This is a genomic window from Desulfovibrio sp. 3_1_syn3 (assembly GCF_000145315.2).
Lineage (GTDB): Bacteria > Desulfobacterota > Desulfovibrionia > Desulfovibrionales > Desulfovibrionaceae > Desulfovibrio > Desulfovibrio fairfieldensis.
Genome location: NZ_ADDR02000003.1, coordinates 101,896 through 116,082 on the forward strand (window position 1 = coordinate 101,896; position 14,187 = coordinate 116,082).

The 14,187-nt window shown below is 63.7% G+C and carries 9 protein-coding genes; 3 read left to right on the plus strand and 6 right to left on the minus strand.

Going from position 1 to position 14,187, the window contains the following annotated elements; genetic code table 11:
- Window positions 1–47: 47 nt before the first annotated feature.
- A complete protein-coding gene (gene thiD, locus HMPREF0326_RS14880) occupies window positions 48–848 on the minus strand; it encodes a bifunctional hydroxymethylpyrimidine kinase/phosphomethylpyrimidine kinase (protein WP_009303917.1) in 801 nt (266 codons plus the stop codon).
- 496 nt (window positions 849–1,344) lie between these two features.
- The gene (locus tag HMPREF0326_RS14885) at window positions 1,345–2,781 is read right to left on the minus strand and encodes a carbon starvation CstA family protein (RefSeq protein WP_008686184.1); all 1,437 of its coding nucleotides are present in this window, start codon (window positions 2,779–2,781) and stop codon (window positions 1,345–1,347) included.
- 522 nt (window positions 2,782–3,303) lie between these two features.
- Here HMPREF0326_RS14885 and HMPREF0326_RS14890 point away from each other — a divergent pair.
- Genes HMPREF0326_RS14890 through HMPREF0326_RS14900 form a run of 3 tightly spaced genes read left to right on the plus strand, consistent with a single transcriptional unit; the run spans window position 3,304 to window position 5,944 of the window.
- Complete coding sequence (locus HMPREF0326_RS14890; RefSeq protein ID WP_009303916.1) at window positions 3,304–4,701, plus strand: hypothetical protein; 1,398 nt, start codon at window positions 3,304–3,306, stop codon at window positions 4,699–4,701.
- The gene (locus tag HMPREF0326_RS14895; protein ID WP_020990717.1) at window positions 4,698–5,267 is read left to right on the plus strand and encodes a bifunctional adenosylcobinamide kinase/adenosylcobinamide-phosphate guanylyltransferase; all 570 of its coding nucleotides are present in this window, start codon (window positions 4,698–4,700) and stop codon (window positions 5,265–5,267) included. The genes HMPREF0326_RS14890 and HMPREF0326_RS14895 overlap by 4 nt, the downstream gene beginning before the upstream one ends.
- Complete coding sequence (locus HMPREF0326_RS14900; protein ID WP_009303914.1) at window positions 5,261–5,944, plus strand: hypothetical protein; 684 nt, start codon at window positions 5,261–5,263, stop codon at window positions 5,942–5,944. Before HMPREF0326_RS14895 ends, HMPREF0326_RS14900 begins: the two co-directional genes overlap by 7 nt.
- A 208-nt stretch (window positions 5,945–6,152) precedes the next feature.
- Here the strand turns inward: HMPREF0326_RS14900 and HMPREF0326_RS14905 are convergent, their stop codons facing one another.
- The 4 genes from HMPREF0326_RS14905 to HMPREF0326_RS14920 form a co-directional block, all read right to left on the minus strand.
- Entirely contained in the window at window positions 6,153–7,064 is a 912-nt protein-coding gene (locus HMPREF0326_RS14905) for a VIT1/CCC1 transporter family protein (RefSeq protein ID WP_232221626.1), read from the minus strand.
- A 200-nt stretch (window positions 7,065–7,264) separates the two neighbouring features.
- Window positions 7,265–8,527, minus strand: coding sequence for an MFS transporter (locus HMPREF0326_RS14910; protein WP_008686178.1), 1,263 nt, complete (start codon window positions 8,525–8,527; stop codon window positions 7,265–7,267).
- Between the two features lie 430 nt (window positions 8,528–8,957).
- On the minus strand, window positions 8,958–11,525 hold the full coding sequence (locus tag HMPREF0326_RS14915; RefSeq protein ID WP_008686177.1) for a PEP/pyruvate-binding domain-containing protein: 2,568 nt from the start codon (window positions 11,523–11,525) through the stop codon (window positions 8,958–8,960).
- Window positions 11,525–14,083, minus strand: a complete 2,559-nt coding sequence (locus HMPREF0326_RS14920) for a sigma 54-interacting transcriptional regulator (RefSeq protein ID WP_008686176.1) — start codon at window positions 14,081–14,083, stop codon at window positions 11,525–11,527. Before HMPREF0326_RS14920 ends, HMPREF0326_RS14915 begins: the two co-directional genes overlap by 1 nt.
- Window positions 14,084–14,187 lie beyond the last annotated feature (104 nt).

The following is a 14,187-nucleotide window of genomic DNA, read 5'->3' on the forward strand; positions in this document are numbered from 1 at the left end:
AAACTGCGGGCCAAAAGGCGGAGCTGCCGTCTTGCGGCAGCTTCCGGTCAGACGTTCAGGGCCGCCGCGTGATTGACCGGGCCGCAGCCTTTGCCGGGGCTGTAGCTTTTGCGCAGAGCGAGATTGAGAAATTCCTGGGCCTTGGTCACGGCCACCCGCAGGGGCAGGCCCTTGCCCAGGCCCGTGGCGATGGCCGCTGAAAGCGTGCAACCCGTGCCGTGGTTGTTGGCGGTCTCCACCTTGGCCTGGGGCAGAGCCTTGGGCGCTTCGCCGGGCAGACAGAGGCAATCCGTGACCACAATGGAGCTGTCCATGTGGCCGCCCTTGATCAGCACGGCCCTGGCCCCCATGTGGAGCAGCTTTTCGCCCGCCGCGAAGGCGTCCTCCACGTCGGCGATGCTGAGGCCGGTCAACATTTCGGCCTCGGGCCGGTTGGGCGTGAGCAGATCGCAGCCGGGCAGGATTTCTTCTTTCAGAGCCGTCACCGCGTCCTCCTGCAACAGGCGGCTGCCGCTCTGGCTTACGGACACGGGGTCCACCACCAGGGGAAAGGCGCGGCGGCGCAGAATGGGGCTGATGGCGCGGATGATGCCCGCGGAAAACAGCATGCCGGTTTTGGCCGCGGCCACGGGAAAGCCTGCCAGCACGGTTTCGAGTTCCAGAGCCACGAATTCGGGCTCCGGCGCCTGGATGCCCGTGACGCCCAGGCCGTTCTGGGCCGTCAGGGCGGTGATGACGCTCATGCCGTAGCCGCCCAGGGCCATGATGGTTTTCAGGTCGGCCTGGATACCCGCGCCGCCGCCGGAGTCGGAACCGGCAATGGTCAGAATATTAGGGGGGGTCGGCATACGCACTCCCGTTTCGGGTTGCAGATGTGATTGCGCCGTTTCCGGCGCTGAAAAAAAGGGCAGGGCTGTGACGCCCTGCCCGGAGAGCGTTGACAGCGTCAACGCGACCAAAAATCAGGAGCAGGCCACGGCTTTGCCGTGCGGTTAGTTGCCCGAAGGGTGCCCGGCCGTGCCGGGCATTTCCCTTGATTTTTGCGCCTTACCGCCCGGCAAGTTTTTTTGAAAACGAGCCGATGGCGGAGCAAACACCGCGTAAGCGGAGTTTGTCATCAGTTGATCAACGCGTCCTGTCCGGAGGAACCTTTATAGCCCGCGCCGGACGGGCGCGCAATACGCGGCTGGACCGCCGGGAGCTGTTTCTAAATTGCCCTTTCGCCCTCTGTCTGCGTCCGGTTTGCCCCGTGCGAAGGTCGGGTTTGAATAAGTCCCTTCGCGGCAGAGAACGAAAATCCTTGATGTGGAAACAGCCCCCGGGGCATTTCAACGTTGATCTGCTCTAGACGTTTTCAGGCGCGCCGTCCACCGTGCGGCGACCCAGCACCATAAAGGCCACAAAAGCCACGATGGCGGCGGCCACGCCGATGATGTTGGAGATGTCGATGCCCATGCCGAAGCCCATGGAAGGCTCAAAGCAGATATACGAGACGCAGACCGCGGTCATGAACACGGCGGGTATGGTGCAGATCCAGTGGCAGCGGTCACGACGGACAAGGTAGGCCGCCCCGGCCCAGAGCACGATTGTCGCCAGGGACTGGTTGGCCCAGCCGAAGTAGCGCCAGATGATGTTGAAGTCCACCTGCGACAGGATAATGCCGATCACGAACATGGGCACGGCGATGAGCAGGCGCGGGGAAATGGCCTTCTGGGAATAGTTAAAGGTTTCGGCGATGGTCAGACGCGCGGCGCGGAAGGCCGTGTCGCCCGAGGTGATGGGCAGCACCACCACGCCCAGAATGGCCAGGATGCCGCCCACGGTGCCCATCAGGGCGAAGGAGGATTCCGTCACCACGTTGCCGGGACCACCGGCGGCCAAGGCAGCGGCCAGGGCTTCGGGGCCGTGGTAGAAGCTCATGCCCACGGTAGCCCAGACCAGGCCGATAAAGCCTTCGGCCACCATGCTGCCGTAAAACACGGGCTTGCCCAGCTTTTCATTGGCCATGCAGCGGGCCATGAGCGGAGACTGGGTGGCATGGAAGCCGGACAGCGCGCCGCAGGCAATGGTGATGAACACCAGCGGGAAGATGGGCAGGCCCTTGGGATTCTGGTTGGCCCACTGGGCGGAATTGTAGAATTCCGTGCCGCTGACGAACATCATCACGGTGATGCCCACGGCCATGAAGATCAGGATGGCCCCGAAAATGGGGTAGAAGCGGCCGATGATCTTGTCGATGGGCATAATGGTCGCCAGGAAGTAATAGGCGAAGATCACACAGACCCAGAAGGTGAGGTTCAGGGCGGAGGGCGTCAGCTTGGCCAGCAGGGCGGCCGGGGCGGCCACGAAGACCACGCCCACCAGGATGAGCAGCACCACGGCGAAGACGCGCATGATCTGTTTGGCGGCGCTGCCCAGGTTGTAGCCCACGAAGGTGGGCACGTTGGCCCCGCCGTAACGGATGGAAAGCATGCCCGACATATAGTCATGCACCGCGCCGGCGAAGATGGTGCCGATCACGATCCAGAGCAGGGCCGAAGGGCCCCACAGCGCGCCCAGAATGGGGCCGAACACCGGGCCCACGCCCGCGATGTTCAGCAACTGGACCAGCCAGACTTTCCAGACCGGCATTTCCACGTAGTCCACGCCGTCGGCATGGGTCTGGGCCGGGGTGGCGCGGCTCGGCTGCACGCCGAAGACTCTGGTGACAATGCCCCCGTAGATGATGTAGCCGACAATCAGCGCGGCCACAGCCAGAAGAAAATAGACGTAGTTTGGCATAACTCCCTCTGTATGCAAAAATGAATGAGACACCCGAAAAAAAACACCCGGCCATCGCGCGGATGCGTGATGGTATTGCCTCTCAAGTAACCATATGGCGTCCGTGCGTCAATACAAAGCGGGACCGGGAGTAAAAAGAAAAGTCTTGTCCGGCGCGGCCGGACGGGCCCTCCCTGAGGGGCGTCGCCGGTTTTTGCCGAAAACCTCGGTTGCCGGGCCGGACAGAGGCCGGGCGGGAGAATGCATTTTCCGCAATATCTGAAATTAGATATTTCATGCGGCCGGAGCTTCAAGACAATGTCTAGAAAAAGTATTCACACCCGAAAAAAGCAATGATACCATGAAAACAGGGAAAAAGCGCTGCCGGAAGCGGCGGGCCGCGCCCCGTGCTTCCAATTTCAGATAAAAATTCAAGTACGTTTTATCTGCCATTGGAAGGCGCGACTGCGTTCGCGCTCCAGCCGACAGGTAAAAACGGCATGGGCGCAGTTTTTACCTGGAAATGGTCATGAGGAGATCTGCATGAAATTGGAAAAGAAAACGCCCGAGGTTCCCGACATCATGAACCTCCCCAAACCCCGTCCCGGCAAGGGCGCGGGGCGCAAAGCCGGGCTGCTGGCCCTGGTGGCGGTGCTGGCCGTGGGCGGCGCGGCTTTCTGGCTGACCCGCGACCCCTCCACCCGCGATCAGTGGCGGGAACAGGCCGCCGGCGTCATTGACAATGCCACCAGCGGCACGCCCCTGGCCGGGGTGGGCGATCTGCTGCGCGACGCTCCGCCGCCTCCGCCGAGCGCGGTGACCAATCCGAGCACCGCTCCGGGCACTCTGGCCGGGCAGAACGTGCAGGGCACGGTGCCCGCGCCGGTGGACACCAGCCTGCCGCCGGGACAGAGCGGGCTCGCCGGAAGCGGCGGAGCGCCGGGCATGGCAGGACAGGAGGCTGTGCAGCCCGTGGCTCCCAAGGTCACGGCGGACAGCAAGGTTCGTCCGGACTTTGTGGAGGATCTGGCCGCCTATCTGGTTTCCCGCTACAAACCCGGCCCGCGCGGCGGTTCGCTGGCGGTCAGCGTGCAGAGCGTCAACCAGCGCTATGGCGTCAAGCTGGCCGGGCAGGTCGAAGGGGGCCGGGCGGGCCTTCTGCGCTACGCCTTCCATCCCACCATGCTCCAGAGCCTGTACGCGCTCTATGTGGACCGCTTCATGGCGGCTCTGGACCGCGAGGCGGCGGCCAAATCCCTGTCGCCGGAGCAGAACCGGGAGATGCACATGGCTCTGGCGGGTCGCTTCGTGATGCTGGCCGGCGCGCTGGAGGGCGTGGCCTCGGTGCCGGATCTGGGTAAGCGGATCAAGGGCCTGGAGCAGATTTCCCAGAACGTGGTGGACATCAATTCCCAGATGACGGCCGCGGTCTTTGATCTGGACCAGTTGCGCGAAAACAAGGCCTCCCAGCCCGAGATCGCCACGACGCAACTGCGGGTGGATGGTTTGAGCGCCCGCTACCGGCGCGCTCTTGAAGAGCGGGCGGCGGCGCAGCGCGCTCTGGTGGCGGCCATTCGCAAGGGCGGCGGACAGGCTCTGGACGACGACTCCCTGCTGTTTGTGGCCTATTGGGTGGACCGGCGTTTGCGGGAAGGGCCGCAGGCTCCGGCTTCGGTGCAGAGCGCCGCCGCCGTGCTGCGGGATCTGGCCCGGCGTTGCGCTCAGGCCGGTGCCGCCGCGCCTGCCAACCGGGACAATCCGGCCGCGCAACCGGCTCTGTCCGCCCCGGCGGCCCCGGCCCGGAATACCGCGCCTCAAAATGCGCTGCCCCGGAATGCACAGCCGCAGGCCGGTACAAGGCTTCCGGCGGCCCCGGCTCCCGCGCCCGCACAGTCCTTGACCGTGCCCGCGCCCGTCCAGGTGGGCGGCCAGGGCCGGTGAACGCGCCGTTGCTTCTTTTTGTGGGCGGCACGCGCAGCGGCAAAAGCGGACTGGCCCAGCGCTGGGCCGAGGCGCAGTCTCCCCGGCGTCTTTTTCTGGCGACCTGCCGGGTGGAGGATGCCGAAATGGCGGCCCGCGTGGCTCGGCATCAGGCCGCGCGCAGCGATGGCTGGCACTGCGTGGAGGAGCCTCTGGACCCTTTGGCCGTGTTGGGCGGCAGCTCGGCCGGAAGCGCTTTTGGCGGGGCCGGAGTGGTTCTGCTGGATTGCGTGAGCCTCTGGATTGCCAATCTGCTGGCCGCCGGTCTGACGCCTGAGGCGGTTCAGGCGCGGGTGGCGGCCCTGGCCGCCGGCCTAGCTGAAAATGGATGCCGCGCCCGGCCCGTGGCCCTGGTCAGTGCGGAAACCGGCCTGGGCATTGTGCCGCCTACGCCCTTGGGGCGCTTGTACCGGGATGTGCTGGGTCTTGCCAATCAGACGCTGGCAAGGGCCTGCACCCATGTGATTTTTGTCAGTTGCGGGCTGCCCCTGGCGCTCAAAGGCCCGTTGCCGGAGGGCATATGCTGATTCCTGCTTCGTGCCGCAGGCTGGGCCTGCTCCCTTATATATTCTGTTGCCTGTTCTTGGGCCTGGGCCTCTTTTCGATGCTGTCGCCCTCACCGGCGCGGGCCGCGAATACGGCTGACCCGCGCCAATGCCTGGTGGAGGTGGGACAAGCCATTGACGCGGCGGATGCCGCCGCCTTTGAACGCCTGGTGGATGTGGACGCCATTCTGGGCGCGGCCCTGACCCTTTTTCTGCGCGATGTGCAAAAGCCGGAGGTGGCTGATCAACTGCCGCCCCTGCTGGCCGTGATGTTTTCCCAGGCCGCCTCCGGGGACGCCGGGGGAAACAAACTGCGCGATCTGCTGTTCAGCGAGGCCCGTGCCTTTGTGATCAACGGCGTGTCCTCCGGGGCTTTTGCCGGACGTGCGCCCAGCGGCGGGAGCGCCCAAGGGATGCTGGCCCCGCTTTTTGCCGACGCCTCCACGGGCCGCAAGGAAATCCGGCGGATCGGCCAGGCCAGGCCCGACGGCCACGGCTGGCTGGTACCTTTTGTGGTGCATGACGCGGGCAACGCTGAAAGCTATCCGGTGCTCGGGCGGCTTAGTCCGGTGGAAAACGGCTTCCGCCTGACTTCCGTGGAGAACCTGGAAGAGCTGCTGGGCCGCGTGCGCGCCGAAAGCCTGAATCTGAGCCAATAGAGCGTTTTGATATTGAAAATATCTCAACGCTCGGTGCGGATTTTCTGTGAGAATCCGCACCGCGAAATTATCGCAAGGCGAATTTACTTCGCCGTTAAGCGATAATTTCAAGCGCAAAATGGTCTAACAGGCGCGTCCGCCGGATTTGCAGGGCGCGGCGCCGGACCCGCGCCATTGCCTTGCGGGAATCGCGCGAAAGCGGGCGGCATCAGATCTCAATCTGCAACCAGGCGCGGGCCCCCCAGCCGATGAGGAAGGAAATAAGGGCCACGCTGAAGCTGATGGTCAGCATTTCCCGGAATCCGTGCAGAAAAGAGGACTTGCGCACCACGGAAACAAAATAGGTGAAGCCCAGAATAATCAGGGCGGCGATCAGCAGGCAGAAGGCCAGGGACACAAGCGGCGCGGAAAAGATGATATACGGGGCGAGCAGCAGGGCCACGGTAAACAGGTAGGCCAGGCCGGTATACACGGCCGCTTTCAGCGGATGTTTCTCGCCGGAATCCGTTTTCTTGGAAAGATATTCAGAGGCCGCCATGGACAAGGTGGCGGCGACGCCGGTGATAAAACCGGCCAGGCCGATCATTTTGTTGTCGTTCAGCGCCAGAGTGAAACCGGCCAGAGCGCCTGTCAGTTCCACCAGGGCGTCATTGAGCCCCAGAACCATGGAACTGATATAACTGAGGCCGTCCTCTTCAATCATGGCGGCCAGTTCCTCTTCATGTCGGCTTTCGTCCTCAAGTATTTTCCGGGCAATGGGGAATTGCTCGGAAATCGCCTTGTATCCTTCAACGGCCTCGGTCTCGCCTGATTCCATCAGGTTGAGGACAAAGGTCAGGCCGAAAATTTTTGCCAGAAGCGTAAAAAACCAGATCCGGAACGCGCTGAGCTTGGGGCGGCTGTCCAGAAAGGAAGCCCACAGGGCTTTGTGGTTTCTTTCGTCATGCGCAATGGTTTCCAGAATCTTGCGATTGTGCTCTGATTTGGTTCTTGCCGCCAGAATCGTATAAACCTCGGCATCCAGGGCTTCATTGAGATAAAATTTACGGACACAACGTTGCATTTCCGGGGTCATGGGCAACTCCACAATAAAAGTGCGGTACAGGGGCAATGCGTCCATGTAAAACAGGAACCGCCGGTTTCATGCTCCGGCGGAGGGATGAACGCCTTTTCGTCTTACGCTGTGGCTGATCTGATTGCACGGCTGAATCCATTGAAAAGCGAGGCATTTCAATGGCAATCCGCTCCAGGAGCGCGAGCCTGCAAAGCGGACCGTTTTTTTCTAATATACCATGGGAATACCTCGCTTGGCGAGCTGTTCTAGAGAGGGGGGCGCTGATTTGCGTTGTCCCGCCAGATCATGCGCATTCTGTCTATCAGCATGCAGCAGCCGCAGAGCGAGATGGTGACGGCGGTGGCGGTGAACACGCCGCGATACCCGTAGCCCGCGTGGATGACCATGCCGCCCAGCAACGGGCCCAGCATGCCGCTGGCGTCAAAGGTCGCCATCATTACATTGGAATTGATGGAGCGGGTGGTGGGTGTGGAGCGGTCGTACACGGCGGCGGCCAGCAGGGGGTAGAGCAGGCCCAGGCCCAAGCCGTAGACGCAGGTGAGGGGAATGAAGGCCCAAAGCGGCCCCCAGGCCAGGCCCAGCATGCAGCAGGCCAGCACCGCGCAGCAGAGCGTGGTCACGCGGTAGCGGGGCAAGGTATCCAGGCGGTGGCTGCCGAACAGCCGGACCAGAATGATGGTCACCGTGTAAATGGAGAAAAACCAGGCCGGTTGCGCGCCGGTGACCGAGCAGAGTCCCTTCATGAAGAAGATGGCCAGCACGGTCATGATGCTGAAGGTCAGACAGGCCATGTAGATGAAAAACAGGCCTGAATGGCTCACGGCCTGCCAGAGAGCCCGGCCTGAAAGGCTGCCCGCGCCCTGGGCGGGCATTTCCGGCGTCCGCAGGCGCGGGGCCAGGGGAATCAGCATGGCCAGGGCGGGCAGGCCCAGCACGGCGGTGAAGGCGAAGAGATGCGGTTCGCCGCCCAGAAGGGGCAGGATACGCTCGGACAGGGCCGGAATGATCGAATAGGGCAGCAGCATGGTCAGGGAGAACAGGGCAAAGCCCCTGGCGCTCTGGCCCGTGGGGATGCAGCTGACCAGCACGGCCACCGTGCAGCTGGAATATACGGCCAGGGCAATGCCCTGGATGGTGCGCAGCAGCCAGATGACGCCGATGACATGCTCTCCCTGAACGTAGGGATAGGCCAGCAGGACGCAGCTGGAAACGATGATGGACAGCAGCATGGGCAGCAGCTTGCCGCGCTTGAGCAGCAGCACGCTTGCCAGGGGACGGCAGAGCAGGACCATGGCGAAGAGGGAGGAAAGCAGCACGCCGCGCCAGTTGGGGGTGATGCTGAGACCTTCCAGCCATTGCTCGAAGCAGTAGAACACGGCGATGTAGCTGTTGCTGCACATAGCCATGCAGAAGAGCAGGATAAAGTCGCGGCTTAAGAGTTTTTGCGGCGGTTCGGAAGGTTTGTCCCAACGCTTGGGCTGTTCTTGCGGTCCACTGAAGGGGGGCATGAGGGCCTCGTTTATCTTGGGCGTTGCCCACAACGGACGCGCGCCGTCGCGGAAGCCCGCGCACCCATGGAACGTCGCGCGCAGGCAACTGCCGCGCAACCTTTGAGAATGTCAATTTTCAAAGGAATCTGCTCCGGCAAAATCCGCTCTCAGAGCGGATTACCTTTGAAACGCTTTGCGTTTCAAAGGGTTCATTCCGCCAAAAAGCGCGGTTATCGCTGCTGTCGATCCCCGTATGGACCCGTTGTCGCCAAACGGGGAAAGCCCTTCGGGCTGCCTTCGGTCGCTTTTCCGGAATCCACGCCGCGTTGCTCTCGATGCCTGTACGCCCTTTGGGCTACAGGCATGGCCCTACGGGCCGCCCGTCGGGTCGGTCTTCGCGGCGCGCCTCACCGTGTTCGGCGTTAGAGCATTTCAAAGTTGAAATACGCTAATGATACTCGCCGTTGAGAAACTTGGCGGCATATGCCTGGACAGCTTCGTCATTGACCATGAGCATGTCCATCTGGCGAGTCATGATCAGAAGACGCCCCAACTGATCCAGGCGCGAGCACAGTTCAAGTTTGGGATATTTCTGGTAGCGCGCGCGTATCCTATCACCCGTGACCACGACGGTAAAGCCGAGTTCCGTGAGGATCAGCCCGATGCAGCGCACCCGCCGGGCGCGCTGCTCATTGCCCGCCGCGCCGCCCGCGAATTCAAAGCGGATGTAGTTTTTGCTCAGGGTGTCGCCGCACCAGGTGTCCAGAATGGCGTAGTGATAGCCCACGCGCGAGGAAAAGTTGAGGTAGCGGTCGGAAACAATGGCGTAGCTGCGGTCGCCGAAACGCTCGCCGCCGTGCTGGTTGCCGCCGATCATGGCCTGGCCCATGACCGAGAGAAAGCCGCTCATGTTCACCGGGCGGGGACCCTTGGCCTGCACGGCCGGATTGAGCATGCCGCCCAGAACGTGCCGGAAGGGCACGCTGGTGACCTCCTCGGGGGTGGCCGTGGCCGCTTCGGGATTTTTCAGGCCGCCGCCCAGGTCGATGATGTAGAGATCCAGCGGCACGGAACATACCAGACGGCTGGCCGCGCCGCCCGCGCAGTTTTCGGACAGGCAGTCGGACAGCAGAAACATTTCCGAATAGCTCAGTTCGTGCGCGTAGCGCATGACGTCGTGCAGGGAGGTGCAGTTGGCCGGGCTGAACAATGCCGACTGCGGGTCCACCAGATGCAGGGGCAGAATGTAGGGAGCCACCCGCCGCAACAGCACCAGGGCGGGCGTATCGGCCCTGGGCTGGCGGCGACTCAGGCGCAGGGCCAGCAATTCCGGAACTTCGCCGTCGAAAACCCGGCCCGAAAGAGCGTCCACGGTCACCACCTGCCCCGGCGTGAGCTGGTTGGTGGCTCCGGCCAGATTCATCAATGTGGGCACCCCGAACTCGCGGCAGATGGAGGCCATGTGCCCGGTGAGGCTGCCGGTTTCGGCAATGATGGCCGCGGCCCGCTGCATGGCGGTCATGGCGTTGGGCGAGGAGTGCTGCATAAGCATGACCGCGCCTTCGGGAAAATGGGTCAGATCCTCGTCCGGCTGTACCGGCACCACCGGACCGCAGCCCACGCCCTTGGCCGCCACGTCCGCGCCGGAGAGCAGCGGCCGCATGTGCTTCAGGGCCGGGGCCGCGCTTTCCGCCGCCGTGCTGTCCAAGCCCATGGGCCGGGTCTGGAGCAGAATGATCTGGTCGTCCTCGTCCACGGCCCATTCCAGATCCTGGGGATACTGGTAGTGGCGCTCCAGTTCCAGGGCCATGGCGGCCAGCCGCTCCACCTGCTCGCGGCTGAGACAGGGCACGTCGCGCAGTGCCTCGGGCACGTCCACCACCTCGCTTTCCACGGTCTCGCCCCGGCGCACCAGAACCAGCCGCGCCTCCTTGTGGGCGATGGTTTCACGCGTGATCTTGCGGGTAGCCCGCGAAACCAGCCACTGGTCGGGCGTGCCCGAACCGTCCACTACCATCTCGCCCAGGCCCCAGAGGCCGTTGATCAGCACGCAGTTGGAGCGCAGGTCCACGGGATGGCGGGAAAAGGCCACACCGGCGGCCTTGGCCCGGACCATTTCCAGGCAGCACAAGCCCATGCCCGAGGCTTCCAGGGTATAGCCGTGGCTGGCCCGGTAGGTCATGGCGCGCGGCGAAAAGAGGCTTGCCACCACTTTTTTGAAGGAAGGCAACAGGGTTTGGCGGGTGACGCCCAGGATGCTGCGGTACTGCCCGGCGAAGGACTGCACGCCGTCCTCGGCAATGGCGCTGGAACGCAGGGCCGCCACCGCGTCGCCCTCGCCGAAAGATTCATCCCAGGCGCGGAGCAGGGCTCCGCCCACCTCGTCGGGAACGGGCGCGTCCACAATGAGCTGTTCCACCCTGGCCGAGGCTTCGCGGATGCTGGCCGGGTCGTCAGGGTCCACGGCGCGGAGCGTGAGATGAATGTTTTTGAACAGCCCGCTGCTTTGCAGCAGCAGCAAAATGCCCGCCTGGATGGTGATGGCGAAGCCGCGCGGCACGGGCATGTCCAGCATGTTGCGCAATTCGCCCAGGTTGGCGTTTTTGCCGCCCACGCTGTAGGCCATGCTGGCGTCCACCTCGCTGAGCGGCAGGGTCAGGGAGGTCACGTCGCCGCGCGTATGCTGTTCCAGCTCGTGCTCAATGCGGGCGCCCAGGGCCTCCACGGCCGTATTGAGATCCTGGTGGCGCTGATTGGAAATGTCGTTGAGGCAGGTCGCCATGCGCTCGCTCTGGACTATGGCCCGCCGGGCCTCCTTGCGCACCTGGCTGGTTTCCAGGCTGCGCTCGCCGCGCTGGGCCGCGTTCAGGGAGGCCATGATGCCCGCCAGATCGGCATTGGCCTGCAGCAATTCCTTGAAGGAGGCGTAACGGCGGGTAAAGGCGGCCATGGCCTGCTCGCGGCTGATGCGCGGCTTGAGGCCCAGGAGTTTTTTCAGGCTCTGTACGGCGTTCATCAGGAGCGTCCTTTGTCAGCCGGAACGTATCCGCCGGGCTGCACGATCACATAACGCTGGGCCGGGCCGCGCCCTTCCTTGCGCATCAGGCCGAGCCGCACCATCTGTTGCAAATCATACTGCGCCGTGCGCATGGAAATGCCTTCCCCGGCCAGGTTCTGGTATTCCTGGCGGCTCACGCTGCCCAGAGCCGCCAGGCGCGGCAGCAGTTCCCGCTGGCGGTGGTTGAGCTGTTCCGGGTCCGGCGCGACAGGCGGCCCGGCCGTGACCTTGTCCTGATTCGGAGCGGGGCGGGCTGTCGCGTCCCGGGTTTTGTCCCGTTCTCCGTCCCGTGTTCTCTCCGGCGCGGTGTCGCCGGGCTGTTCCCCGGCGGAGGCGGCCGGATCGGCTCCATGCCGGGCCTCGTACTGGACGCCGGGATCAAGCTGGATGTTTTCCGCCAGAATCAGGTCCTCGTCGCAAAAGGTCAAGGCCCGGGTCAGGGTGTTTTTCAGTTCGCGCACATTGCCGGGCCAGTGATGGCGCATGATCTTTTCCAGCGCGCCCCGGCTGATTTTGGGAATGGTCCGGGGCATGCCCTGTTCGCGGGTGGCGACGGCTTCAGCCATGAAGTGGACCATCAGGGCCGGGATGTCCTCCTTGCGCTGGCGCAGAGGCGGGGTCTGGATGGTGATGACGGCCAGGCGGTAGTAAAGGTCGTCGCGGAAGGAGCCGTCCTGCCCGTCCCCGCGCAGTTCGGCGTTGGTGGCGGCGATGATCCGGGTGTCGAAGGGCACGTCGTGGTCCGCGCCCAGGGGGCGGATGCGCCGGGTGGAGAGGGCGCGGAGCAGGGCCTGCTGCACTTTGGGCGCGGCGTTGCCCACCTCGTCCAGCATCAGGGTGCCGCCCTCGGCGGCCAGAAAAGCCCCCTTGCGCGCCTGCTTGGCTTCGGTGAACGCGCCCTTGACGTGCCCGAACAGGGTGTCCATGAGCAGGGCCTCGTCCAGCGCGCCGCAGTTGATGGTGATGAAAGGCCCGTCGGCGCGGTCGCTCAAGCGGTGAATGGATTCGGAAACCAGTTCCTTGCCGGTGCCCGTCTCGCCCACGATCAGCACGTCGGCCAGAACTTGGGAGGCCTTCTGGATCTGGCCGTAGAGGGTCTGCATGGGCAGGGAGGTGCCCACCAGGCCGCGGATCGGCAAATCCGCCGGATCGGGTAGGTCCTCCACCGGTTCCCGCTGCTGTTGGGCGTTCTGTTCCGCCGCCTGGGAGATCTGGTCGGCCTTGGCCCGGCGCAGCCTGGCGAGCAGAATGTTCACATTCCGTTTGATTCTTTCCAGTTCCAGCGGCATGGGGGGAAGATTGAGCGCGTCGGCGCTGTCGTGCTCGTTGCGGCTGCGCAGTTCGCCGGAAAGCCTGTTCAGGCTCTTGCCGGTGCTGTGGGCCAGCCACCAGAGGCTCAGGCCCAACAGCAGCGTGCCGCCCAGAAAACACAGGGAATAAATGCTCAATAACTGCATGCCCGTGCGCGTGGAGGTAAAGCTGCTGTCCAGCATGCCGAGGCCGCCGACCACCACACGCGGCCCTTCCGGTCCGGACATGAAGGTCACCGGCGCGTAGCTTACGCCCTCCACTCGATTCTGGCCGGTATTCCAGACCGGTCCGGTGCCCGAGAGGGAAAGCTGGCCGGACCGGCCGGCCTGCACCTCGGCTACCATGGTCCAGTAGTTGATATGCTCGGGGCCGGGCCGGAAGGCCGGGCTGAAGCCGGGGCGGCCGAAATCTCCGCGAAAACCGGCCCTTACCGCGTCGGAGCTCAAGAGGCTTTCGCCGGAATCCGCGTCCAGGCTTTCGGACTGGAAGAGCATCCAGCCGTCCCGGTCGAAAAAGAGGCTGCGCACGCGGGTTTCCTCGCCGCCGTTGATGGGTGCGTCGGGCGAGGAAAACAGCGACATGGTGTCGCGCAGGGCCTTGAGATCCAGCGAAAGAATCAGAATGCCCTGAAAATTGCCCGCCGCGTCGTAAATGGGCGTGGAAAAACGCAGCACATAAAACGCCAGGCTTTGCAGCGACTTGTCGATGGGCACCATGGAATAGGTTACTTCCAGCGGCTGGCCCACGTTGACGTTGCCGGGTTTCTGGCCGGGACTGATGTTGTGGAAGGGGCCCGCCGGGGCGTCCAGAGCCACGTGAGGGGGCACGGCAATGATTTCGCCGCCGTAATTGAGGAGAAGATAGCGGTTTTCCGGCGTCAGGCCCATGAAGGCCACTTCGCGATAGCGCAGGCCGTCGGCCCGGGAGCGGAATTTGAGGCGGCGCACCATCTCCTGCCGGTCCATGGAGCCGGCGGCCAGGATCAGCAACTGGTTACGCGTTTCCACCAGGGTCTGCTCCAGCGCAAGGCTCATTGCCTGGGCCTGAAGTCGCGCGTTGCGCGTTATTGCACGATTGACGATGTTTTCGATACTGCGCCCGGTGGCGAAAAAGATAAGCGCCAGGACCAGGGCCAGCAAGGGCAGCCCCAGCATCAGCATGCGGCCGGCGAGGCTGCGATTCGCAAAAAAAAGGGCGGTTTCCACGGAGCTTCCACCGGTGACGGAGCCAAAAACGCGCATACTCCTCCCTATTTGCGCAAAAAAGCGCAATCCCTGGACGGAGCATAGAAAAAAACAGCTCTTTTGAC

What these genes read in the sequence shown, in the direction of transcription:
- thiD (WP_009303917.1), bottom strand. Translation starts at nt 848, where the DNA reads ATGCCGACCCCCCCTAATATTCTGACCATTGCCGGTTCCGACTCCGGC.
- HMPREF0326_RS14900 (WP_009303914.1), top strand. Translation starts at nt 5,261, where the DNA reads ATGCTGATTCCTGCTTCGTGCCGCAGGCTGGGCCTGCTCCCTTATATA.
- HMPREF0326_RS14885 (WP_008686184.1), bottom strand. Translation starts at nt 2,781, where the DNA reads ATGCCAAACTACGTCTATTTTCTTCTGGCTGTGGCCGCGCTGATTGTC.
- HMPREF0326_RS14905 (WP_232221626.1), bottom strand. Translation starts at nt 7,064, where the DNA reads ATGGACGCATTGCCCCTGTACCGCACTTTTATTGTGGAGTTGCCCATG.
- HMPREF0326_RS14890 (WP_009303916.1), top strand. Translation starts at nt 3,304, where the DNA reads ATGAAATTGGAAAAGAAAACGCCCGAGGTTCCCGACATCATGAACCTC.
- HMPREF0326_RS14915 (WP_008686177.1), bottom strand. Translation starts at nt 11,525, where the DNA reads ATGAACGCCGTACAGAGCCTGAAAAAACTCCTGGGCCTCAAGCCGCGC.
- HMPREF0326_RS14910 (WP_008686178.1), bottom strand. Translation starts at nt 8,527, where the DNA reads ATGCCCCCCTTCAGTGGACCGCAAGAACAGCCCAAGCGTTGGGACAAA.